This is a genomic window from Gordonia sp. NPDC003504 (genome assembly GCF_053587995.1).
The window spans coordinates 9,194-34,643 of record NZ_JBSFPC010000013.1 but is presented as its reverse complement, the minus strand read 5'-3'; the positions used below and the strand labels follow the sequence as shown (position 1 = coordinate 34,643).

The 25,450-nt window shown below is 68.5% G+C and carries 9 protein-coding genes; 3 read left to right on the top strand and 6 right to left on the bottom strand.

Translation table 11 applies throughout. The features are described 5' to 3' along the window. Positions 1–1,023 carry an LLM class flavin-dependent oxidoreductase gene (locus ACWDPV_RS20015; protein ID WP_449744352.1) on the bottom strand — a complete coding sequence of 341 codons (1,023 nt, stop codon included), beginning with the start codon at positions 1,021–1,023 and terminating at the stop codon, positions 1–3. 109 nt (positions 1,024–1,132) lie between these two features. Here ACWDPV_RS20015 and ACWDPV_RS20010 point away from each other — a divergent pair, with 109 nt between their 5' ends. Continuing rightward, the gene (locus tag ACWDPV_RS20010) at positions 1,133–2,224 is read left to right on the top strand and encodes a threonine aldolase family protein (RefSeq protein WP_449744351.1); all 1,092 of its coding nucleotides are present in this window, start codon (positions 1,133–1,135) and stop codon (positions 2,222–2,224) included. Here ACWDPV_RS20010 and ACWDPV_RS20005 read toward each other — a convergent pair. After that, a complete protein-coding gene (locus ACWDPV_RS20005) occupies positions 2,178–2,765 on the bottom strand; it encodes a hypothetical protein (protein WP_449744350.1) in 588 nt (195 codons plus the stop codon). The two genes, ACWDPV_RS20010 and ACWDPV_RS20005, sit on opposite strands and share 47 nt — an antisense overlap. A 332-nt stretch (positions 2,766–3,097) precedes the next feature. Here ACWDPV_RS20005 and ACWDPV_RS20000 point away from each other — a divergent pair, with 332 nt between their 5' ends. Then, positions 3,098–4,402, top strand: coding sequence for an MFS transporter (locus tag ACWDPV_RS20000; RefSeq protein ID WP_449744349.1), 1,305 nt, complete (start codon positions 3,098–3,100; stop codon positions 4,400–4,402). On the opposite strand, the gene ACWDPV_RS19995 is transcribed toward ACWDPV_RS20000, so the two are convergent. Continuing rightward, entirely contained in the window at positions 4,399–4,764 is a 366-nt protein-coding gene (locus tag ACWDPV_RS19995; protein WP_449744348.1) for a VOC family protein, read from the bottom strand. The genes ACWDPV_RS20000 and ACWDPV_RS19995 overlap by 4 nt on opposite strands. A 107-nt stretch (positions 4,765–4,871) precedes the next feature. Continuing rightward, a complete protein-coding gene (locus tag ACWDPV_RS19990; protein WP_449744347.1) occupies positions 4,872–5,294 on the bottom strand; it encodes a nitroreductase family deazaflavin-dependent oxidoreductase in 423 nt (140 codons plus the stop codon). Positions 5,295–5,441: 147 nt separating this feature from the next. Between ACWDPV_RS19990 and ACWDPV_RS19985 the strand changes: the two genes are divergently transcribed. Beyond that, positions 5,442–5,798, top strand: coding sequence for a hypothetical protein (locus tag ACWDPV_RS19985; RefSeq protein WP_449744346.1), 357 nt, complete (start codon positions 5,442–5,444; stop codon positions 5,796–5,798). Between the two features lie 73 nt (positions 5,799–5,871). Here ACWDPV_RS19985 and ACWDPV_RS19980 read toward each other — a convergent pair whose 3' ends face one another. Beyond that, complete coding sequence (locus ACWDPV_RS19980; RefSeq protein WP_348805920.1) at positions 5,872–6,804, bottom strand: hypothetical protein; 933 nt, start codon at positions 6,802–6,804, stop codon at positions 5,872–5,874. 82 nt (positions 6,805–6,886) lie between these two features. Next, the gene (locus ACWDPV_RS19975; RefSeq protein ID WP_449744345.1) at positions 6,887–25,201 is read right to left on the bottom strand and encodes an amino acid adenylation domain-containing protein; all 18,315 of its coding nucleotides are present in this window, start codon (positions 25,199–25,201) and stop codon (positions 6,887–6,889) included. Positions 25,202–25,450: the final 249 nt, after the last annotated feature.

The following is a 25,450-nucleotide window of genomic DNA, read 5'->3' as shown; positions in this document are numbered from 1 at the left end:
TCAACTCGTCGGCGTCCAGCCCAGCGCCGGCCCCAATCGCTGCGCCATGTCGGAGATGATCTGCGCGTAGTCCGCGGCGGCGAAGCTGAAGGGCAGGGCGAACGCCACCTCGTCGGCGCGCCGAAAACCGGCGTGCGCGTGCAGGATCTGCGCGATCTCTTCGCTGGGCCCGACGATGTCGGCGGCGAACATCATGCCGCGCGGTCCCTGTGGGGTGAGTGTGCGTTCGAATCGTGATGCGGCGTAGGCCCGGTACCGCTCGATCTGGCCGGGTGTCGCGGAGTCGGTGGGGATCACGACGAGCCCCTGCGAGACGCGCGCCGCGGCGGGATTCGGATGATGGGCGAGATAGGCATCGATGTGCTCGGCCTGGATCGTCGCGAAATCCCGCGACTCGGTACCCTCGATCGACACCACCGACGACGTCAGATAGTTCAGTCCCTGCCGCCCGGTCCAGATCGCCGAATCCCGACCACCGCCGTACCAGACCCGATCGGCGAGTCCCGGCGAGTGAGGCTGGACGCGGCGGGAGAACGATTCGATTCCGACGACCCCTTCGAAGGCGCTGACCGGCTCCCCGCGCAGGCACGTCAGCAACCGCAGCACACGATCCTTGGAGAAGTCCTCGATGTCGAAGGTATCGGGGTACAGCGACGCCTTGACGTCGTCGTATCGCATCGGGGTTCCCACGGACACACCCGGATTGACGCGTCCACCGGACAGGAGGTCGACGGTGGCGAGATCCTCGGCCAACCGCAGCGGGTTCTCCCAGCCGAGTGGGGTGACGGCGGTACCCAATTCGATGCGACGGGTCCGCACGGCCGCGGCCGCCATCATCGCCACCGGCGAGGATATCCCGTACTGCAGATGCCGGTGTCGTAACCACACGCTGTCGAATCCGAGGTCCTCTGCGCGTTCGATCACCGACAGCGTCTCGAGATGACCCTCGCGGGGACGGTCGGGATCGAACGATCCGATGGTGAGGAAGCCGAGCTTGCGCAACGGACGGTCCGGGGTGGGCATGAAAAACGGGTTCCTCTCGTACCGGCGCGGCGTCGTCCCCAACAGTCTGCACCATCGATACGACTCAGTTGCGCCGTCGCCGATTGCGTGGTGTGAGAGTCTGTTTCGCATGACCCCGACATCGAACGACGCCGGTCGGCACACGTTCGCCGGCGACAATCACGCCGGCGTCCATCCCGACGTGCTCGCCGCCATCACGCGGGCCAACCCCGGACACCAACCCGCCTACGGTGGTGACCTCCACACCGCGGCGTTGCGCGCGACGATTCGCGAGGTCTTCGGTCCCCGAGCCGAGGTGTTGCCGGTCTTCAACGGCACCGGCGCAAATGTGGTCGCCCTCACCGCTGCCACACCCCGGTGGGGAGCGGTCATCACCACCGACACCGCTCACATCGCGACATCCGAAGGTGGTGCGCCCGAACAGATCTCCGGGATCAAACTGCTGACGGCCGCGACCGCCGACGGAAAACTCACTCCCGATCAGATCATCGAGAAGGTCGCCGCCCGGGGAGATCCGCAGCGCGCGCAGCCGTCTGCGGTGAGCATCACCCAGGTCACCGAGCTCGGCACGGTGTACTCCGTCGACGAGATCGCCGCGATCTGCGAGACCGCACACCGCCTCGGTCTGCCAGTGCACCTCGACGGGTCCCGATTGTGGAACGCCGCGGCCGCGCTCGAGGAGTCCTTCCGTGCGTTCACGACCGATGTCGGGGTGGATGTACTCAGCCTGGGCGCAACCAAGAACGGTGCGCTCGGCGCCGAGGCGGTGGTCGTCATCGACCCCGATCGCATCGCGGGTATCGAGTATGTCCGAAAGGCCGCCGCGCAGTTGCCGAGCAAGATGCGGTTCCTATCGGCGCAACTCGAGGCCATGTTCACCGACGATCTCGGGCTGCGCAACGCTCGCCATGCCAATGCCATGACCCGGCGGCTGCGTACCCATCTCGAGGCCGCCACCGCAGACGGCGCACTGCCCGGTTTCGGTTTCGCCCAGGACAGCCCGGCCAACGCGATCTTCGCCACGCTCCCCGTGGACATCGCCGACGCCGTCCGCGGCGACGTCTACTTCCACGACTGGGCACGCGAGCGGGGTGAGGTGCGCTGGATGACATCGTGGGACACCACTCCCTCGGACGTCGATGGGTTCGCCGAGATCATCCGGCAGCAATTCGCATCCGGGTCGCCGGTTCGGCGGGACTGATCGAGTACGCCAGTCCCATTCGGCGCAAGGCGACTCCGGCCACGAACCGGCGGGTCCGGCCGATCATGTGGTTGATGTCGGCGAGAGTCCACCCCGGCGCATACCGCAGGATCGGATCGCGGTCGGTCACCGGTTCGAGAAGCGCGATGTCGGCGGCGACCCCGGCCACCTGCCCTGCGTCCAGGACCGTCGTCCGTCGCCGGCACACCGCATCACGGGTCCCGGCACCGGGCGCAACCAGCGCCGAGGCCGGGCGCGGCGCGGCGTCACGTCCCGATCCGCGCCACAGCAGGGCGCTGAGCACGAACCACCGGTCATCGAGGCACAACATGTCGACATTGCGCATCTCGGGAACCATCGTCCAGACGATGGGCCGGGCGCGGGCACCGATACCCGAGGCAAACGAACCCGAACCGACGGCCACCGGTACCAGACCCCAGGCATCGGCGAGAGGATCGGCGGGGATGACCGAGATCGGGTCACGGCGCGCGGCCTCGACGGCGTCCGCGCGCACCGGATAGGCGTAGTAGCGACTTGTCATGTCGCACATGGTTGCTGCCGCCGGTCCGTGATCGGCGCCCCTCGGTGCGATATGTGGACACATCCACCGATATCCACAGCCGGGCTGTTTCTCCTCGGCAGGCATCGTCGGTGCGGGATCCCGGTGCGGGATCCCGGTGCGGCATGCCACAGAGTGATCCTGGCCACTACGAGGACCATCAGGGGCCACCTTCACGCCCACAAGTGTTGCGGGACAACCACTCGCGTCTCCGAGCACCCGGCCGGGACGCGATCGTGATCGCACCCGCGTCCGCGTAGCATCGCGGGGCGAGTCCGCCCGCCCATCCCTGCTCGTCGTGCCCGAAAGGTGTCATGTCTGCTGTGTCCGCCCAGTCAGCGATGCGGAACCCCTCGGTGCGGCACCACCAACCGGGCCTCGCGGTGGGCGCGACGTGGGCGGTGGGTGCACTGGCCTATCTCGTCGCCATCACCAATCGCACCTCGATGTCGGCTCTGGGAATCGATACCGCCCACCACTTCTCGATCGACCCGGCGACACTGTCGCTGTTCGCGGTGATCCAGCTCGGCGTGTACGGCGTCGCGCAGATCCCGGTGGGCATGGCGTTGGATCGGTACGGGTCGCGGGCGGTGCTGACCGTCGGTGTCGGGCTGATGGCGGTGTCGCAGGTGGTGCTGGCGGCGGCACCGAGCGTGTGGATCGCCATTGCGGCACGCGTGCTCCTCGGCGCGGGCGACGCCGCGGTCTTCCCCTGCGTGCTGCGCATCATCGGGATTCGCTTCCCGCGACGGAGCGCGCCACTGATGGTGCAGATCACCGCGGTCATCGGGCAGTTGGGTCAGGTCGTCAGCATCATCCCCTTCGCCCATCTCGTACACGCCAAGGGCTGGCAGTCAGGCTTCTTACTCCTGGCCGCGACGGCGGTGTTGGTGGCGGTCCTGTCGGCGGTGTTCGTCAGCGACGGTCGACGGCCCACCACCACCGGCGTATCAGGTTCGGCGGTCGGCGCCCGGCTACGCGCGTCGATCACCGAGCCCGGCACCCGGCTGGCGTTCTGGACACATTTCGTCACCCCGTTCTCCGCCAATACCTTCGGGGTCCTGTGGGGCTTTCCCTTTCTGGTGGCGGGCGAGGGCGTTCCCGAGTCGACCGCACGGACGGTCCTGGTCACTTCGGTGTTGGTGGGTGTGGTCGCCGGCCCCGTCCTCGGCCTGATCTCCGCCCGATTCCCCGCTCGGCGTGTTCACCTCGTGGTCGGGCTCGTCGCCGGTCAGGTGCTGGCGTGGGGCGCGGTTCTGCTCTACCCGGGCACGGCACCGCACTGGGTGCTTTATCTGCTCGCGATGGCGATCGGCGCGGGCGGTCCGGCGTCGATCGTCGCCTTCGACTTCGCCCGTGAATACAATCCGACCGACCGGCTGAGCACGGCCACCGGCATCGTCAACGCCGGCGGGTTCCTGGCCAGTGTGATCGCGATCCTGTTGATCGGTCTGACGCTGAACCTCACGTCGGATTCGCCGGGCGTCTACGATCCGGCATCGTTCCGGGTGGCAATGCTGTGGCAGATCCCGCTGTGGCTCGTGGGCACGACGATGGTGTGTCGGGAGTACCGACGTACTCGCGCGGCGAGGAGTCCGAGTCGAGTGCCGGGCGACTAATCCGACGGGTCGTGCGCCGGCGAGACGCAGAACTGATTGCCGTCCGGGTCGGCGAGTGTCACCCACGCGAAATCGCCGATCGCGTGCTCGGCGATCCTCGTGGCGCCCGCGCCGACAAGGGAATCGACCTCGGCGTCGACATCGGTGGTGGTGAGATCGAGATGGATGCGGTTCTTGCCGGGCGTCGGATCGTCGACCTTCTGAAAACCCAGAACCGGTGCGCCCGGCGCCACCCCGGACACCATGACGAAGAAACCGTCGTTCTCGGCGATGACGGTGCCGCCGATGCGTTCCGACCACCACCGCGCGAGCGGGATCGGATCGGTGGTGTCGACGGTGATCATGCCCAGGGTCAGAGTCATGAGACCCATTGTGGATGGGTGGCTCGGGGGTGCCCGGAGCGGGCCCGCCGTCATCGCACAACGCGCCACTCCACGACGATCACTCCACGACGATCACTCCACGACGGTCACTCCACGACGAAGACGGGTATCAGGCGATCGGTCTTGGTCTGGTACTCCGCGTACGGCGGATACGCCGCCACGGCCAACGTCCACCAGTGCTCACGTTCGTCGCCGTCGATCTCGCGCGCCGTCATCTCCCGCACGGTGTCGCCGTCCTGGACGGTGACCTCCGGGTGCGCCTTGAGGTTGTAATACCAGGAGGGATGGCTCGGCGCGCCGCCCTTGGACGCGACCATCGCGTAGCGGCCGTTCTCCTCCACCCGCATCAGCGGGACGTACCGCTTCTTACCCGACTTGGCCCCGGTGGTGGTGAACAGCACGATGGGCCGGTCCAGCACCTGCACACCGTCGGTGGTCCCCTGCTCGAGAATCGTCGCGGTCTGGGTGCGGACCCACTCGGTGGGGCTGAGTTCTGGTTGTTCAGTCATACCGGGACACAACACCGGTCAGCCGCCCCTATTCCGGCCGCCGTGTCGCGGCTCGACCGACGGCCCGGCGAATGCGACATTCCTCACGTCGGTAGACGCACACATCGGGCTTGACTTCTTAGGTTAGGCTAAGGCAATCTTCGCGATATGTCGAAGAAGATGATCATCACCATTGCCGCCGGCGCCGGAGCCGTTGCCGCCATGGCCGCCGGAGCCGGGCATTCTTCCGCCGCGGTCGCCGAGGGAACCTACAACTACTGCGTGCAGACCCAGTACGGCTCCTCGGTGGAAGAACGCTGCAACGAATACCGGGTGGAAGGCGACAAGCTCATCGGGCCCGCCAACACCCCGCTCACCCTCATCAGCACACCCAACGGCGCGTATGCCGACATCGAGCCGGTCAGCCGGGTGACCTTCATCAAGACCGCCGATGGATACAAAGCGATCAATTCCGTGCTCGGCGTTCCCATTGCGACGTCGACCTTCAATCCCGTCACCGACTGATCACACCCGACTGATCACACCCGACAACGCACGAGGCGCCGACCGCCTCGTGCGTTGTCATCTCCGCGTCACCTCACCTCAGGGCGGGAAGCGACAGGGGCAGCGGAACCGACGGATGCGACACCGGCTGCGCCGATGCGGCCGCGCTCGGTGCCGGTGTGGTGACCACGACCTGCCCGGACACGTCGTGACGCGGCGTCGAGGTGGGTGTGTCGAGGGGTACCTCCCAGCCACGTTGGTATCCCGTTGCCGCACCGACGATTGCGCCGGTCGTCACCGCCGGGATCTCCACCAGCGATGCCACGAGGGCGGTACCGACGAGCGGACCCACCACGAGACCCGTTGGCAGGAACGGTATCCCGAAGACGAGGCCGACCGTTCCGCCGACTACCGCACCGACGGTCGCGGCGACCGGCGCGGCCACCACACCACCGACCACCGCGCCGACCGCGGCGTCGCCGACCATGTGTTCGGCGACCGTGTCCGCACGTTCCGGCCCGACTCCGTTGCTCTGCAGGACGTCGGAAATCCCCTGTACCACTTCCCCTGACGTGGCGGTGACCTCGGCCGCCAGCGCCGGCGAAACCGCTCGTGGACGATGCAGCCGGAGGTGGCCCACCTCGACCGTGTCCGTATCCGCCGCCGGTGTCGACGTGGATGCGGGCACCGCCATTCCGAAGAGACGCGTCTCGGCCGATGTAGAGGGTGACCCCGGCACGACCTGCGATACGCCTACCACGCCACCTGCCGCGGTCCACGGCACCATCCCCGACACGGCGTCTGCGGCCTCGAGCGCGTTCCGAACGACCGGATGGACCGGTGTCGCGTCGCCGCCGATCGGGACCGCGAGCGGAGTCGTCCGGGTCGTGGCCGCGGACGTCGGTGCGTCGGCGAGCACCGGAGCCGCGGCCAGCACCGTGGCCGTCATCGCGGCACCCAGAAGCGTGGCGACCGGAAGATGAGATTGAGGACGGCGGTGCGAGGTCGGGCCGGCGGATTCGCTCATGGGGTACCTCCCTGGTGATCGGGAGACGAGAGCTACTGCACAACAGGAGTTTTCGATACGACGATGCCGTCCGGCCATGTGATCAACCCATCTGTTTGTTGAGGACCGCGGCGATTGCCGCGATCGAGCTGGTGTCCGTCATCGCCAGGTGGTCGACGTCGATGTCGACATTGGCGATCGTCCCGTGAACGTGTGCACGCCACCCGTGATGCCCCGTGGCGTCCGGGCGTCGATCCCGCGTCGCGGTGAAGTACTGCACATCGACATCCACGACCGGCGGCTGCCAGTCACCCGCGGCCCGGATCATCAGGTTGTAGGCATCGGTGAGCCGTTCGATCGTCGCCTCGTCGATACCCAGGCCGTCCCCGAGGTGGTCGGCGATCGCCGCGGCCGCCTCCGCCGCGGTGGCGTCCGGGTCGACGAAGTCGATCCCGAGTACCGGGCCGAGATTGGCGATCAACTCTCCCGCGGTGACGGTGGTCGCCGACGAGGCATCGATGCCATCCGCCTCGGCGTCTAGCAACGCCAGCAGGGCGACGTCCTCGCCGGCGGCGCGCAGCTCGGCGGCGACGGCATGTGCGATCACGCCGCCCAGCGACCACCCGAGCAGGTGATAAGGGCCCTGGGGCTGTACTGTCCGGATCTCCGCGGCGTAACGCCGGGCGATCTCGGGCATGGTTGTCGGACCGGGGTTCTCCCCACCGATCTGCGGTGCCTGCAGACCGTAGATCGGACGATCGGCACCGATCTGCTGTTCGAGGCCGTGATAGCACCAGGCCAGACCGCAGGCGGGGTGCACACAGAACAGGGGTTCCCGTTCACCGGTGGTGCGGATCGGCAGCAGGACCTCGAGGCCGAGCGCGCTGGGCTCGGTGGCGTCGATTCCCTCCCGCATCCCGGTCTCGATCCGCTTGGCGAGGTCGGCCGGATTCGGGTCGGAGAGCATCCACCGGACCGGGATGTCCACATGCAGTTCACTGGTGAGCTGATTGACGACCTGCACCGATCGCAGCGAATTGCCACCCAGCGAGTAGAAGTCGTCGTCGGCACCCACCCGTGGCAGGCCGAGCACCTCCTCGAAGGTGTGCGCGATCTCGCCTTCGAGCCAGGATGACGGTTCGCGGAACTGCTCGGCGGCAGCCAGCGTCGGCATCGGCAACCGCGCACGGTCCAGCTTGCCCGACGCGGTGAGCGGCACCGTGTCCAGGACCATCACCGCGGTGGGAATCATGTAGCCGGGCAGGGAGGTTGCCGCGAACTCCGTCACCTCGGTGGTGTCGACCACGGCCCCGGCAGCGGGCACGAGGTAAACGACGAGGTACTCGACGGCGTCGGTGGCCCGCACCGAGGCCACTGCCCGCGCGACGCTGTGATGTCCGGCGAACACCGATTCGATCTCACCGAGCTCGATCCGCAGACCACGGAGCTTGACCTGGAAATCGTTGCGGCCGAGATACTCCAGCTCTCCGCACGTGCCGCGCCGCGCCAGGTCGCCGGTGCGGTACATCCGTTCACCGGTGACGAATGGATCCGGTACGAATCGTTCCGCGGTGAGACCGAATCGCCCGTGGTATCCGCGGGCCACCTGAACACCCGCCAGGTACAGATCCCCGGCGACGCCCGCCGGAACGGGACGCAACCGCGAATCCAGCACGTAGGCACGGGCATTCCAGACCGGTGTTCCGATCGGGACGGCCCCGGCGTCGGCGGGCCGCACCTGATGGGCGGTGGCGTGCACGGTGAACTCCGTCGGACCGTAGAGGTTGTGGAGCGCGACGTGCGGCAGCACCCGCCGTGCCGCGGTCACCACATCCGGGCCGAACGCCTCGCCGGCGACCAACAGTGCCCGCAAGGAGTCCAGTAACCCGGCGGGGGCCGTCGCGGTGAACAGTGCGAGCATCGACGGCACAAACGAGGTGATCGTGACCTGTTGTGCGGCAATGGTTTCGGCGAGATAGGCAGGGTCGGTGTGCCCGTCGGGCCGGGCGATCACGAGTCGGGCACCCACGGCGAGGGTGGCGAACAGCTCCCACACCGAGACGTCGAAGGTGGCCGGCGTCTTCTGCAGCACCACATCGGTGTCGTCAAGGCCGTAGGCCTGCGCGATCCACCGGATCTGATTCACCACCGAACGGTGGGATACCGCAACACCTTTCGGCCTCCCGGTGGAACCTGAGGTGAACAACACGTACGCGATGTCGTCGGGTCGCAACGGGGCGATCCGTTCGTCGTCGGTGATCGGTGCATCGTCGAACCCGCTCAGATCGATGGTCTGCAGCGAGCTCAGCACCACCACCGGTTCGGCGCACTCGAGCATGTAGTCGATGCGTTCGGCCGGGTGATCGGGGTCGACGGGAACGTATCCGCCACCGGCGGCGTGGACGGCATACATCGCGGTCAGCTGATCGATGGAACGCCGCATCCGCAGCGCCACCAGGCGCTCCGGTCCGACGCCCTCGGCGATGAGCCATCGGGCCAGCCGGTTGACCCGGGCGGCGAACTCGCCGTAGGTCCAGGTCACCGAATCGACGGTGACCGCGGGTGCATCCGCGTGCTCGTGCACCGACCGGGCGAATGTCGACGCCAGGGTCTCGTCCCGGTCGATCGGGTGCGTCGTCGACTCCCATTGCGCCGCGATCTCATCACGCTCGTTCGCATCGAGCAGGTCGATGTCGTGTACGGCCTGTGTGGGGTCGTCCACCAGCGCCGACATCAGCCGGATGAGACGGTCGACGAAGGTGGTGGCGGTCGGCGCGTCGAACAGATCGGTGGCGTAGGTGAGGCCACCGGTGATGCCGGCCGGCGCGCCCGCGTCGTCATAGGTGTCCGACACGGTCACCTGCATGTCGAACAGTGAGACGTCGGAGTCGGATTCCACCGCCGACACCGACAGGTCTGGCAGTGCGATATCGGTGGCGGCCAGGTTCTGGAATACCAGCATGACCTGAAACAGCGGATTGTAGGCATGCGAGCGGACCGGATTGAGTTCCTCCACCAGACGCTCGAACGGGACATCGGCGTGGCCGAACGCGGCCAGATCCGTCTCCCGCACGTGCTCGATCAACTCGCGTAACGACATTCCGCCCCGCAGCCGGGTGCGCAGCACCAGGGTGTTGACGAACATCCCGATCAGATCATCCAGTTCGGGAGCACCACGTCCGGCGTAGGGCGTTCCGATGGCGACGTCGTCGGTGGCGGCGAGCCGGCCCAACAGCGCCGTCAGCGCGGCGTGCACGACCATGAACAGCGTCGTGTTGTGCTCTCGGGCGACGCGCTGCAGCCCGGCGTGCAGGTCGGCGTCGATCGTCAACGGGACGGTCGCGCCGGAATAGGATTGCGCGGGCGGGCGAGGACGATCGGTCGGAAGTTCCAGCAGCGCCGGACTGCCGCTCAATTGCTGTGTCCAGTAATCGATCTGCGCGCGGAGCAGGGAGTCGGGGTCGTCGGCGGAGCCGAGCACCTCCCGCTGCCAGAGGGCGTAGTCGGCGTACTGCACCTCCAGTGGCGCCCAGCCGGGTGCGTCGCCGAGCATCCGGGCCGAGTAGGCGGTCATCATGTCCCGCGCCAGTGGCGCCAACGAGGAACCGTCGCCGCAGATGTGATGCAGCACCACGGCCAGCACCCATTCGTCGCCACCAAGCGCGAACAGGTGAATGCGTGCGGGTACCTCGCAGGTCACCTCGAACGGCGTCCGCACCAGATCCGCGATCGACCGGGCGAGGTCGTTCTCGCCGATGTCGGTGACGACCATTGACGAGCGTCGGGCGACGACCGGGAGGATCACCTGCGTCGGAGCGCCCGCCTCGAACGGGTACACCGTCCGCAGGATCTCGTGCCGGGCGACGACATCGTCGATCGCCAGGTGCAGGGCGGAGACGTCCAACTCCCCCGACAGGCGCACGACGATCGGGATGCTGTATGCCGGCGAATCCGGCTCGAAGCGGTTGAGGAACCACATCCGTTGCTGCGCATACGACAACGGAATGTGGTCGGGCCGTTGCTGTGCGCGCAGCGCCACCCGGCCGGTGTCGGTGTGCGATTCTGCGCGTGCGGCCAACCGCTCGACCGTGGATGCCTCGAAGATCATCGACACCGGGACATTGGTGTCCAGTGCCGCCCCGATCCGGGCGACCACCCGGGTGGCGATGAGGCTGTTGCCGCCGAGATCGAAGAAGTCGTCGTCGGCGCCGACGTTGCGTTCGATACCGAGGACGTCGGCGAACACACCCGCCACGATCTCCTCCACCGGCGTCGACGGGGCGCGGAACGCCCGGGTGGTGATCATCGGTGCCGGCAGTGCCGTGCGGTCGAGCTTGCCGCTCGGTGTCAGCGGGACCTCGTCGATGACCATCACCGCGGCCGGAACCATGTACGACGGCAACGCCTCGGCGAGCAGCGCACGCAGCTTCTCCCCCGAGATCACCGCGTCGGCGGCGGGCACCACATACGACACCAGGCGAAGCCCGACGGCCTCGTCGCGATGTGGCAGGGTGACGGCGAATCCGACGTCGGATCGCGCACCCAGCGCCGCATCGATCTCACCGAGCTCCACCCGGAAGCCGTTGATCTTGACCTGGAAGTCGTTGCGTCCCAAGAATTCCAGTGTTCCGTCCGCAGCCCAGCGGACCACGTCGCCGGTCCGGTACATCCGTTGACCCGGCTGCCCGAAGGGGTGGGCGACGAACCGGGACGCCGAGATCCCGGGCCTGTTGAGGTATCCGCGGGCAAGCGCCGGGCCCGCCACGTAGAGTTCCCCGGCGACCCCGGCCGGCACCGGCTGCATCCGCGAATCCAGCACCAGCGCCTGCATTCCCGGCATCGGGTGGCCGATCGTCGACCGTTGCCCGGCACGCATGGGCTGCGACGCGGTCGCGACGATCGTGGTCTCCGTCGGACCGTAGAGGATCCGGAACTCCCGGGCGTGGGCCGGGTCGGAACCCACCCACCGACGGACCAGATCGGTGGGCACCTCGTCACCACCGGAGAACACCACCCGCAGATCGTCGAGTCCGGCGTCGTCCACCGAGGCCAGTGCGGCGGGCGTGACGAAGGCGTGCGTGATCCGCTGTTCGCGGAGGAAATCGGCCAGCTCGTCGCCACCGCGGACCCCGGTCGGTGCCACCACCAGCGCCGAGGCCCCGCTCACCGCCAGCAGGATCTCCAGCAGGGAGGCATCGAATGACGGTGATGCGAAATGCAATACACGTGAGGTGGGACCGTCGGCCGGATCGACGTGGAGTCCGGCGAGATAGTCGGCGATACCCGCGTGGCTGACGGCGACTCCCTTGGGCACACCGGTCGACCCGGAGGTGAACACCACCCAGGCGGTGTTGGTGACCCGCAGCGGATGGGTCCGCTCGTCCGCGGTGATCGGCGCGTCGGACGATGCGGCGATCTGCGCGGCGGCGCCGGCCGTGTCGATGACCACCCAGTCCACCTCGTCGGGCAGCGCGGGTCGCGCCGCCAGCGTCGTGATGCCCAGTGCCGCTCCCGAATCCGCGACCATCTGATCGATGCGCGCGGTCGGGTAGTGCGGATCCACCGGCACATACGCCGCACCGGATTTGACCACCGCCCACCAGGCGACCAGCGACTCCACCGACCGTTCGATCGACACCACGACGCGCCGTTCGGGACCGGCACCCGACGCCATCAGCCTGCGTGCCAGACGATTCGACCGGCGGTCGAGGTCGGTATAGGTGAGTTCGGTCGATCCGGAGATCACGGCGGGTCCGTCGGGGTTGCGGCGCACGGCCGCGGCGAACACGTCGGTCAGCAGCACCGGCGACCCGGCGGCGCCGGAACCCACCCGGGACAGCAGATGTGCCCGTTCGTCGGCGCCGAGCCACTCGATGGCACCGAGGGGTCGGGCCGCGTCGTCGGCGACGGCCTCGAGAACACGGGTCAACCGATGGACGACGTCGATGACGGTCGAATCATCGAACAGGTCGCGAGCGAACATCATGACGCCCGAAACGCCCTGCGCCGCACCGTCCTGGCCGTACTCGTCGGCGATCACCAGTTGCAGGTCGAACTGGCACATCCCGGTATCGGCCTGTGCGCGTGACACGGTGACCCCGGGCAGTTCCACCCGGACATCGGAGAGATTCTGGAAGGCCAGCGCCACCTGGAACAGAGGGTGATGCGCCGTCGAGCGCTTCGGATTGACCTCCTCCACGATCCGTTCGAAGGGCACATCGGCGTGCTCGAATGCGGCGAGGTCGGTCTCGCGCACCCGATCGAGGAGTTCGGTGAAGGGCTCGGTAGCCACGACGGCGGTGCGCAGTGCCAGGGTGTTGACGAACATACCGACCAGGTCGTCGAGGCCGGGTTCGCCGCGCCCGGCGACCGGGGTGCCGATCACCACGTCGTCGGCGCCACCGAGACGTCCGAGAACTGCCGTCAGCGCCGCATGCATCACCATGAAGAGCGACGCCCCGCGCGAGCGCGCCAACGCCAGCAACTTCCCGTGCAGGTCTGCACCGATCTGCACCGGCACCCGACCGCCGGACAACGATGCGACCGCGGGACGGGGCCGATCCGTCGGCAGGTCCAGCAGGTCGGGCGCGTCGGTCAGCGTCGACGTCCAGAAGCCCAGCTGCGCGTGCATCAGCGACTGCGGGTCGTCGGCGGCGCCGAGGACCTGCCGTTGCCACAATGCGTAGTCGGCGTATTGAACTGTCAGTGGCTCCCACATGGGTTCACGACCGGCCAGTCGCGATGCGTACGCCGACATGACATCCCGTGACAGCGGTCCCATCGACTGACCGTCACCGGCGATGTGATGAACCACGAGTACCAGCAGGTACTCCCCGGCCTCGCCGTCGCGCTCATCGTCGAGTTCGAGCACACCCACCCGGATCGGCACCCGCGAGGTGACGTCGAAACCGGCGCGCACGAGGCCGCCGGCGACCTGCCCGACCTCCGACGCCGACACGTGCCGGACATCCACGTTCAGCGCCACGTCATCGAGCACCACCTGCCGTGGTTGTCCGTCGGTCTCAGGGTAGATGGTCCGCAGCACCTCATGGCGGCCGATGACGTCGGCGAGCGCCGATTCCAGGGCGCAACGGTCCAGGCGGCCGGACAGCCGCAGCATCACCGGGATGTTGTAGGCCGGGGAGTCCGGTTCCAGCCGGTTGAGGAACCACATCCGTTGCTGCGCCAGCGACAGCGGGATGATGTCCGGCCGCACCGTCGGGGTCAGCGGCAGGCGGCCGCCACCGGTCAGCGAGGTCGCCGCCGCCGCCAGGGCCGCCGGAGTCGGCGCCTCGAAGACCAGGCGTACCGGTATCCGGACACCGAGGGCGGCGCCCACGCGCGCGGCGACCAGCGACGCGCTCAGCGAGTCGCCTCCGAGTCCGAAGAAGTCGTCGTCCACACCGACCTGATCGACCTTCAGGACCTCTTCGTAGGCCCTGACGACCCTTCCTTCGACCCACGTCGACGGCGCCCGGTAGCCGGATGCCTCGAACACCGGCTTCGGCAGCCGGGTGCGATCGAGCTTTCCGGTCGGGGTCAGAGGGATCTCGTCGAGAACGATCACCGCGGCCGGCACCATGTAGACGGGTAACGAATCCGCCAGGGCCGTGCGGAGTTCGACACCGGACACGGTGGTGCCGGGATCGGCCACGACGTACGACACCAGGATCGGCGGACGGCCGTCGTGTTCGGCGCCGATGGTGATCGCATAGGCGACGTTCGCCCGGTTACCCAGGAGTGCATCGATCTCACCCAGCTCCACCCGGGTACCACGCACCTTAACCTGGAAGTCGTTGCGTCCCAAGAATTCCAGCTGCTTGTGCACGTTCCGGCGCACCAGGTCTCCGGTGCGATACATCCGCCGACCGGGTTCGCCGAAGGGGCAGGCCACAAAGCGCGACCCCGTCGTCGCCGGCTTGCCGATGTATCCGTCGGCCAGGCCCGCCCCGACGAGGTAGAGCTCACCCGCGACATCGTCGGGGACCGGGCGCAGCCAGGTGTCGAGGATCGCGACGCCGACCGCTCCGGCCGGTGTGCCGATCGTGATCGGTGCGGTGGGTTCGAGTGGTTCGCTTGCCGTCGCCCAGATGGTGCCCTCGGTGGGCCCGTACAGGTTGACCATGCTGCGTTCGGGTGCCCACCGATCGACCAATTCGGGTCCGACGGCTTCGCCCGCTGTCGCCAGCACCGCGAGTCCCTCGAGACCGTCGGAGGGCACCGTCGCCAGCGCCGAGGGGGTCAGGACGGCATGCGAGACCTGCTCACCGCGCATCAGTGCCGCGAGTTCCGGGCCGCCGTAGACGTCGGGCGGGGACACCACCAGACGCCCGCCGGAACCGTGCGCCATCAGCAGTTCGAACAGTGATGCGTCGAAGCTCGGCGAGGCCACCTGCAGGACGGTCGACGCGGGCTCGACGCCCAGCGTCCGGCGCTGCGCGGCGATCAGGGGCGCCAGCCCCCGATGACTCACACGCACACCCTTGGGCGTGCCGGTGGACCCGGAGGTGTAGATGACGTACGCGGCGTCATCGACCCCGATCGATGTCGCACGCTCGCCGGCGGTGATCGTTGCGGCACTCTCGGATTCGATGTCGCGGGTCAGGTCGGGGCCGTCGACGATGAGCCAATCCACGATGCCCGGCAGCACCGACCGGGAACCGGCGGTTGCCAGTCCCAGGCTCGCGTTCGAGTCGGCGAGCAGGAATCCGATGCGTTCGGCCGGAAGACTCGGGTCCACCGGCAGGAAGGCGACGCCGGCCTTGGCCGCCGCCCATATCGCCACCACGGCGTCGAGGGATCGCGGAAGCGCGCAGGCCAGCACCCCGTGCGGATCCGCGATGCGCCGGAGCAGGATGCGGGCCAGTCGGTTGGAGCGTTCGTCGAGCCAGCGGTAGGACACCGATGCGCTGCCGCAGGTGACCGCGACCGCGTCGGGCTCACGGTGCGCGGTGCGCTCGAGGATGTCGCACAGCGTGCTCGATCCCGACCGCGCGATTGCGCCCGCCGGCCACGCGACCTCCGCGCCGCCGGCCGGGATCTCGGCCAGTCGGGTCGCGGGCGCCTCGGCGATGCGGATGAGTCCGCCGACGAATCGATCGAGAATGTCGTGGGCCCGCTCGGTGTCGAAGACGTCGTGCCGGAACCGCAGGGTGATCGACAGTCCGGTCCCGCTCCCCTCGCCGTCAAGGGTCGGTGCGACCACCAGGCTCAGCGGATACGGAGTGGCGTCGACGCCGCTGATCGCCTCCACCCGCAGTCCGGCCGCCTCGACGAGTTGCGCCAGTGCCGCCTCATGCAGGGGGAACGACTGGAAGGCGAGCGCGGTGTCGAACAATTCCGGGACGCCGACACTGCGGTGGATCTCCGGCAGTCCCACGAAGTGATGATCGAGCATCATCGCCTGATGCTCGTGGACGCGGATCAGCAACTCCCGCAACGACAGTCCCGGGTCGAGTGGCACCCGCACCGGCACCGTGTTGAGGAACATCCCGAGCGTCTGATCGACGTGCGGCAGCTCCGGTGGGCGACCCGACACGGCCGAACCGAAGATCACATCGTCCTCACCGGTCAGGGCTTTCAGGTTCAGTGCCCACGCGGCGGCCAAGGCGGCGCCGACGGTGACGGCGGCGTCGGCCGCGACCGTTCGGAGGCGGGTGAACTGGGCGACGGAGATCTCCGCGCGCACCTCCCCTGCGGTGCCCGCCGCCCGGCCAACCCGGCGATCGCTGACGAGGGTGGGTGCGTCGATGTCGGAGTACGCCTGCGCCCAGGCCGAGGTGGCGGCGTCGATGTCCTGTTCGCTCAGCCAGCGCAGGTAGTCACGGTAGGACGACGCCGAGCGGGCCCCGTCGATGCGTTCCGGGGCCCCGTAGTACTCGAGGAGTTCACCCATCAGTAGCGGCATCGACCATCCGTCCAGGATCACGTGGTGATTGGTGATCAACAGGCGGGAGGCGCCGGAACCCACCCGCAGCAAGGTGAATCGGATCAGCGACGGCGCCGACAGATCGAATCCGGCGGCGGTGTCCGCGGCGGCGAGGGCGTCGGCGGCGAGGTCCGGGTGGGCGTCGGGGTCGTCGGTGAGGTCGACCTCCCGGAACCGGACCTCGGCGTCGCCGACCACGATCTGGCACGTGCCGGTGGACGTCTCGACGAATGCGGCCCGGAGGATGTCGTGGCGGTCGACGAGCGCCTGGGCCGCGCGGCGCAGCCGGTCCCCGTCGATCTCGCCGGTGAAGGCGATGGTCGATTGCACCGTGTAGTCGTCCGGGTGGCCATCGGGACGGGTGTCGAGGCCGTCGGTGTCCAACAAGCCGGTGTCGAACGTCGAATGGAAATGGATGCCCGATTGCATCGGCGAGAGCGACCACACATCCGAGAGGGACGGATACCGGCGGAGAAGCATGTCGATGTCGGCGTGGGTGAGGTCGACGAGCGGGAAATCCGAGGGACGGAATCCGCGTTCCGGAACGACCCGCCGCGACGGCGGCGAGTAGGGCGGTAACGACGGCTCCGCGGCGCTGTCGTCGGATGCCAGCGCGGCCAGCGCGGCGACCGTCTTGGCCTCGAAGACGTTGCGGGGGGTGATCGACAGTCCCGCGGACTTCGCGAGTGCCACCAGTTGCATCGACACGATGCTGTCGCCACCCAACGCGAAGAAGTTGCTGTCGGCGGAGACGGTGTCGAGGTGGAGAACCTCGGCGAAGAGCGCGGCCATCACCTCTTCTGTCGGTGTCTCCGGTGCCCGGCCGTCGGTGTCGGCGCGGAATTCACGCTCACGCAGCGCCTGGCGGTCGATCTTTCCGGTGCGCGTCAACGGCATCGTGTCCAGTTCGACGATGGCCGTCGGGTTCATGTAGTGCGCCAGGGTGGCCGCGAGGTCGTCATGGAGTGCCGCGATGTCGAGCGGGTGACCGTCGGCGGCGACGACGTAGGACACCAGAATCGGGTGGCCGGCCGGCCCGGGCCGGGCGACGGTGGCGACCTGTGCCACCGCCGGGTGCGCCGCGAGGTGGGCGTCGACATCGCCCGGTTCGATCCGCAGCCCGTGGATCTTGACCTGTTGATCGTTGCGGCCCAGGTACTCCAGCCGGAGCCCGTCGTCGCAGCGCTGCCACCGGACGGAATCTCCTGTGCGATAAAGCCTTTCCGCAGTGGTCGAGTTCGGGTCGGCGACGAATCGGGATGCGGTGGTGCCGGACCGGTCGAAGTAGCCGCGGGCCAGCCCGGGTCCGCCGAGGTAGAGCTCACCGGTGACGCCGATCGGTACCGGGCGCAACCAGGCGTCGAGGACCAGGGCGGACAGGCCGCGGATCGGGCGTCCGATGGTCACCGGCTCCCCCGGCCGCAGCTCGTCGGCACCGGTCGCCCAGATCGTGCATTCGGTGGGACCGTAATGGTTCATCAGTCGACGCCCCGGCGCCCACCGGCCCACCAGGTCGGCGCCGGTGGCCTCACCGACGACTGCGACGGTGGCCAGTGACGGCACCTGGGAGGGATCCATGGTGTTCAGCGCCGACGGGGTGATGATCGCGTGGGTGACCCGGTGCATCCGGACGAGTTCCTCGAGCTCGGAACCGCCGTAGACGTGCGGCGGTGCCACCACGAGGCAGGCCCCATCGGCGTGGGCGAGCAGCACCTCCGACACGCACGCGTCGAAGCCGGGTGAGGCGACCTGCAGGACCACCGAGCCGGGACCGGCGGCGAAGGATTCCGACTGTGCGGCAACCAGATCGGCCAGTCCTCGGTGCGTCACATGGACGGCCTTGGGCCGACCGGTCGAACCGGAGGTGTAGATCAGGTATGCCGCATTGTCCGGGCGCAGACCGTTGTCGACGGAGTCGACGGGGTCGACGGAGCAGACGGGTTCGCGGGCGGTCGCGGCATCATCGAGCAGGAGCCAGTCGACGGCGTCCGGCAACCGCTCGGCGACGGCGTCGACGGTGACCCCGAGCGGGCAGGACGAGTCGGCGAGGAGTTCGGCGAGCCGTTCGGCGGGATTGTCCGGGTCGAGCGCGACGAAGGCGGCTCCGGTCTTGGCGACCGCCCACATTCCGACGACGAGTTCGGGCGACCGGGGTACCGCCAGGGCGACGAACGACTCGGGTCGGGCGCCGCGGCGGAGGAGTTCGGCGGCCACCCGGTCCGAGCGGTGATCGAGTTCGCGGTAGGTCATCTCGTGCTCACCCGCGCGCATCGCGACCGCGTCGGGATGGCGCCGGGCACTGTCGCGGAGGATGTCGCGCAACATCCGATCGGCGACCGGCGCGGGACCACGCACCGACAGCAGCTCCGAACGTTCAGAGTCCTGGCAGGCGGCGAGCTGGGCGACGGCGCGCCCGGGATCGCCGACCACCTGGCGCAGCACCATGACGAACCGGTCGAGCAGTGCGGCGGCCGACCGGTCGTCGAGGCGGTCGGTGGCAAAACGCAGGGTCAGCCCGAACGTGCTCGGCTCGTCGGCGACCGACGGTCCGGCGCCGGCCGGACGCGGCGGCGTGACCTGCAGGCTGACCGGGTAGGGGGTGGCGTCGTGGGCGACGAGATCGACCCAGGACAGGCCGGCGTCGGCCAGTGTCGCCTCGAGGCCGGCCCGATCGAGCGGGTAGGACTCGAGGACCGTGACCGTGTCGAACATGTCGGCAATGCCGGTCGCCCGTTGGAGTTCGGCCAGCCCGACGTCACGGTGATCGAGGGTGGCGGCCTGCTCGGCCTGGGTCCGGGCCAGCAGGTCGGCGACGCTCTCGTCGGGTTCGAGCCGGATTCGGACCGGCACGGTGTTGATGAACAGTCCGATCATCCGCTCGATCCCCGGGATGTGCGGGGGCCGATCGGAGACCGTGTTGCCGAAGACCACGTCACGGCGGCCGGTCATGATCGTGAGCAGCACGGCCCACACCACCTGAATCGACGTGTTTGCGGTGACCCCGAGGGCGCGCCCGAGTCGCAGGACCGAGTCGGAGGTCGCGAGATCGAGATCGAGTGTGACCTCGCCGGTCTGGGCCCCGGCCGCGCGGTCGGGCTTGCCGGTCAACAGGGTCGGACCGTCGATCCCGGCGAGGACCTGCCGCCATCCGTCGACGGCCGCCTCGTGGTCGCGCGTGTGCAGCCAGTGCAGGTACTCGCGGTAGGACTGGGGGGCCGGCAGGTCCGGCGCCTGACCGTCGCCGGCGTGTCCGTCACCGATGTAGAGCATGAGCAACTCACCGATGAGCACCGGCGCCGACCACCCGTCGAGCACGATGTGGTGATTGGTGATGACCAGCGTGAACTCGTCGTCGTCGACCCGGATCAGGTGAAAACGCACCAGCGGCGGACGGGCCAGGTCGAACGGGGCGGCCGATTCCGCGGTCAGTCGCCGCACCTCGCGTGTGCGAGCCGACGAGTCGGTGTCGGCGGTGTCGGCGGTGTCGGCGGTGTCGGTCACGTCGGAGAAGGTCCAGTCCACCGTCACGTCGCGGAGAAGGATCTGCCGGGGTCCAGAACCCGACTCGACGAAGGCCACGCGGAGGCTGTCGTGCCGGTCGATGATCGTCTGGGCGGCACGCCGCATGCGCTCGGGGTCGAGTGATCCACTGAGAGTCAGCTCGGCCTGCACGGTGTAGCCGTCGGCGGCCTCGTCGTAGAGCGTGTGGAACATCAACCCGGACTGCAGCGCCGTCAACGGCCACACGTCGGTCATCGACGGGTGCTCCTGCGTCCACCGATCGATGTCGTCCTGTGTCGTCGCGACCAGTGCGAAGTCCGACGGGGTGTGACCGCCGGCGCCTTCGGAGTGCACATGCCCGGCCAACGCGGTCAGGGCCTGTACCCACAGCCCGGCCAGTTCCTCCACGTCGGCGCGATCCAGTGCGAGCGAGGCGAATTCCCATGTCGCGGCCAGTTCCGGACCGTCGGGGCCGGGTTCGGCGATCGCATTGATGTCCAGCAGTGCCGACAGCGTCATCTGCGGGTCGTCGGTGCCGCGCAGCGAGGCGAACTCGGCGGCCGGCGCCCACGGTCCCGAATACTCGTGGGAGCCGGCCCGGCCGAGATAGTTCATGCTGATCGCCGGCTCCGCGAGGGCCCCGAGGGCGGCGCGTCCGCGTGGATCGAGGTAGCGCACCAGGCCGTAGCCGATGCCGTTGTCCGGCACCGCTCGCAGTTGCTCCTTGATCCGCTTGATCGCGTGACCGGCGGCGGGGCCGCCGGTGAACGCGTCGTCGATGTCGACGTCGTGGAGGTCGAGTCGCACCGGGAATCGTGAGGTGAACCACCCGACCGTCTCGGTCAGGTCGGCACCGGGTAGGACCCCCTCCTCGCGGCCGTGGCCTTCCAGCGAGATCAGTTCGGCGTCGCGGGCCATGCCGCGGCGCCGGCGCCACCGGGCCAACGCCAGTGCCAGCGCCGCGAGCAGGGAATCGTTGGCGCCGCCGTGGAATCGTGCGGGGACGGTGGTGAGGACCGCGTCGGTGACCTCCGTCGGGACGCGGACCTCGATCGTTCCGGCGGTGGCACGCACATCGGTCGCGGCGTCGAGCGGACGCGTACCGAGATGGTGGCCGGGATGATCGAGGACCTCGGTCCAGTGCTCGAGTTCGGCGTCGGTCCGGGCCGGTGCCTGTTCGACGAGACCGTGCGCCCACCGCCGGAACGAGGTGGTCGCGGGACCCGGTCGCGCGTGACCACCCTCGCTGATCTGTTGCCACGAGCGGGCCAGGTCGGTGAGGATGATCCGCCACGACACCCCGTCGACGGCGAGATGGTGGATCACCATCCACATCAGATCCGGTGCGGTGCCCCGACGATCCTGCATCCAGACGAATCGCACCAGTCGTCCTGCGCGCGGGTCCAATTCGTCGGCGGCCGCCTGCAGGTGCGCGTCGATCTCGGCGGCGTCGCGCCGTTGCAGCCACACGTGGCGCAGGACCGCATCGGGATCGACCGCGGTGCGCTCGCGGACCTCGACCTGACCGTCGAGCGGTTGCTCACCGCACAGGACGCCGCGCAGGATGTCGTGGCGGTCCAGCAGGGCACCGAGCGCGGCCACCAGCGTGGCGCGTTCGATGTGGTCGGGCAGTTCCACCAGCGCCGACTGGGTGAATCGGTCGATGTGTCCGCGGTCGAACATGGCGTGCATGATCGGCGACAGCGGGAGCGTTCCGATACCGCCTCCGGGGAATTCGGGGAGCATTGCGCCCTGGCCGACGTCGGTGGCCACCGCGGCCAACGCCGCGACCGTCTTGCTCTCGAACACGTCCTGCGTCGAGAAGGCGAGCCCGACGAGTTTGGCCCGCGCAACGAGCTGGATGGACAGGATGCTGTCGCCGCCGAGGACGAAGAAGCTGTCCTCCGCACTCACCTGCGCGACTCCGAGGACCTCGGAGAACAGTTGGGCCAGTTGGCATTCCCGCGGCGTCGCGGGCGACCTTCCGGCTCCGGTGGATTCGAATACCGGTGCGGGCAGGCCACGCCGGTCGATCTTGCCGAACGCGTTGACCGGTAGCGCGTCCAGGGACGTGATCACCGTCGGCACCATATGCGGCGGCAGGCAGGCGCGTGCGTACCGGCCGAGTTCGACGGGGTCGATGTTGCGACCGGCGACCGGCGCCACGTAGGAGGCCAGGACGGTCGCGCCGGCATTGTTCTCCACCGGCACCGTGATCGACTGGTCGACGTCGTCGTGGCCGACGAGGGCCGCGTCGATCTCGCCGGGTTCGATCCGATAGCCACGGATCTTCAGCTGGAAGTCGGTGCGGCCCAACAGTTCCAGGGCCTTGGTCGACCCTTCTCCGACCCACCGTGCCAGGTCCCCGGTTCGGTACATCCGCTCCCCCGGCCCACCGTGTGGGTGGGCCACGAATCGACCGGCGGTCTGGGCCGGCAGGTTCGCGTAGCCGCGGGCCAGCCCGGGTCCGGCGAGATACAGTTCACCGGCCGTGCCCGCGGGCACCGGCTGCAGGGTCGGGTCCAGGATCATCATCGACATGCCACGAATCGGGCCGCCGGCGGTGAGGGCCGCCGCGGGATCGATCCTCGCCCCGGCCGCGGTGATGGTGGCCTCGGTGGGTCCGTACTCGTTGATCATCGACGCCGTCCGCGTCCACCGTTGCACCACATGCGGTGGGCAGGCGTCGCCCCCGACGACGACGGTACGCAGATCGGTCAGCGGCTCGGGATCGACGGTGGCCAGCATGGTCGGCGTCAACGTGAGGTGGCTGACGCGTTCGTCGGCGAGCAGTTCGGTGAGCCGCTCGCCACCGATCACCGCCGGTGGCACGATCACCAACGTCGATCCGGTCGCGAAGCAGGTCAGGAGCTGTTCCATTGAGGCGTCGAAACTCGGTGACAGTGCGTAGGACACCCGCGAGCCCGCTCCCAGGTGCTGCGCGGCGGTGCGGTCGGCGATGAGATTCGCCAGGCCACCGTGGGTGACCTGAACGCCCTTCGGCACACCCGTCGAGCCGGAGGTGTAGGTCATGTACGCGATGTTGGTGGGGCGCACCGGTCGGATTCGGTCGTCGTCGCCGATCGCGCCGCCATCGATCGCGTCGTCGACGCCCAGTGCCGGGTGGGCGTCGTCGACGATGACCGGAACCACCGGGGAATCCGCGAGAGTGTCGCGGTGATCGTCGATGGTGATCACCACGTCGGCGCCGCTGTCGGCAAGGATGTGCTCGATGCGTGCGCGCGGATAGTCCGGGTCGATCTGCACGATCGCGGCCCCCGACTTCGCGGCCGCCCAGGCGGCCGCCACCGACGCCACCGAACGCCGGAGGAGGATGGCGACCGCCGTGTCTGGACCACAACCCAATCCGATGAGTCGGCGCGCGAGCCGCGACGTCGCGGTGTCCAGTTCCCGATAGCTCAGGGTTCGGCCCTGGGCGGAGATCGCCACGGCGTCGGCATGGCGGTGGGCGCCCTCGGCGAGGATGTCGGGCAGCAGACGCGGCGGGAGCGGAGAATCGCCACGAACCGACAGCATCTCGGCGCGTTCCTCCTCGGCGAGCAGCGGAAGCCGCCCGACCGGACAGTCGGGCGCACCGGCGAGAAATTCGTGCAGGAAGCCAACGAAGCGCTGATGGTGGCCGGCGAGTTCGGCGTCGGTGTAGATATTCGGATTGCCCTGAAAGTCGATGTGCGTACTACTCTTTCCCGCACCAGGGTAGATGTTGACGAACAGATCAGACGTCGGGCCCGAGGTCAGCACATGCAGACGCCCGGTGACCTCACCGAGCACCACCTCGTTGTCGATCATCATCAGGTTCACCGCGGGTCCGAAGGACGCCGCCTGATCCCGGGTGAGGCCCATGTCGGCGAAGATGTCCTCTTGGCGATAACGTTGCCGACGCAGAGCGCTCATTAACTCGCTTCCTACGGCCGCGGTCACCTCGGCGCGTGTGCGTCCGGCGACACCCACGCGCAGCGGCACCACGTTGGCCACCATTCCGCCGGATCGGCGCAGGACCGCGGAGTGCCGGCCCGAAACCGGGAGGCTCAGGAGCACCTCGGGGCTACCGGTCATCCGGGCGAGGTAGGCGGCGAACGCGGCGACGATCACCGGGGTCACCCCACCGGCACCCTCGCGTGCCGCCGTTGCGAGCAGCTGTGCGGTGCCATCGGGTAGCGGAGTACTGACCAGCGCCGGATGCAGTGTCGGCTTGCCGAGCCGTCCTGCCAGGCTCACGACCGGTGGGGCATCCGCGAGGTGTTCGCTCCAGTACTTCCGATCGTTGTCGTGGCGCGACGAACCGGGATAGGAGATGTCCTGCGCGATGATGTCGACAAAATCGCTTGCGGTGCAACGCGGAGCCTCCTCGCCGCGGATATCCGCGTTGTAGAGCTCGGTGATCCGGCGCAGCATGGTGACGGCGGCGAACCCGTCGAGGGCGATGTGGTGGGCGCGGACGTACCACAGATAACGATCGGCTCCGACCTGGAATACAACGCTGGTCATGAGAGCGTCGGTGAGCAGGTCGAGCGGACTCGAGTAGTCCAGCCGCATCAACTCGTGTGCCGTCGCGACGGGATCGTCTTCGGCGCGCAGATCGACGGTACTCACCGGAGCGCCGTGCGTCTCGTCCACATACTGACGCGGTTCACCGTCGACCTCGATCAGACGCAGGTTCCCGGAACCGAACTCGAGTCCGGTGGTGCGACACGCGTCCTCGAGTCGGTCGGTATCCAGTACACCGTCGATCTCGACGTACTGGGCCACCGAGATCGGCAGATCACCCGAGACATGCTGGGCAAACCACATCCCGCGCTGTGCCGCAGAGAGCGGCAGGGTCTCGGCCGGCGGGTTGACCGGGGCACCCCCGGGTGGGACAACCGCCGATGTGACCGGGCTGGGATGGCCGAATCGATCTGACGCGTTCGGCGCCTGCGATTGCAGCCGCCGAGGCGGACTCACGAAGTTCTCTTCAGAGAGGGCCATGTGATCTCCAGGCAGATTTCCACACCTCCGAGGTGCCGGCCGGCGCCCGCGGAGCTGATGGAGTTGATTTCGACCGCACATCGTCCACGTCCCTCCGCGTCGTGATGCGAGAAGGGTCGAAGGGGTGAATATGTGGTCTTCTTGTTGTTTGGGTCAGTCGCGTTTTCGATTCGTCACCACGGTCGCGTCAGCATTCCTCCATCACCGACCACCGCCCGCCCGAGCGTCGTGATTGGCGACTTTTTGGCA

Coding starts and splice junctions, on each gene's coding strand:
- ACWDPV_RS20015 (WP_449744352.1), bottom strand. CDS start 1,023: ATGCCCACCCCGGACCGTCCGTTGCGCAAGCTCGGCTTCCTCACCATC.
- ACWDPV_RS20010 (WP_449744351.1), top strand. CDS start 1,133: ATGACCCCGACATCGAACGACGCCGGTCGGCACACGTTCGCCGGCGAC.
- ACWDPV_RS20005 (WP_449744350.1), bottom strand. CDS start 2,765: ATGACAAGTCGCTACTACGCCTATCCGGTGCGCGCGGACGCCGTCGAG.
- ACWDPV_RS20000 (WP_449744349.1), top strand. CDS start 3,098: ATGTCTGCTGTGTCCGCCCAGTCAGCGATGCGGAACCCCTCGGTGCGG.
- ACWDPV_RS19995 (WP_449744348.1), bottom strand. CDS start 4,764: ATGACTCTGACCCTGGGCATGATCACCGTCGACACCACCGATCCGATC.
- ACWDPV_RS19990 (WP_449744347.1), bottom strand. CDS start 5,294: ATGACTGAACAACCAGAACTCAGCCCCACCGAGTGGGTCCGCACCCAG.
- ACWDPV_RS19985 (WP_449744346.1), top strand. CDS start 5,442: ATGTCGAAGAAGATGATCATCACCATTGCCGCCGGCGCCGGAGCCGTT.
- ACWDPV_RS19980 (WP_348805920.1), bottom strand. CDS start 6,804: ATGAGCGAATCCGCCGGCCCGACCTCGCACCGCCGTCCTCAATCTCAT.
- ACWDPV_RS19975 (WP_449744345.1), bottom strand. CDS start 25,201: ATGGCCCTCTCTGAAGAGAACTTCGTGAGTCCGCCTCGGCGGCTGCAA.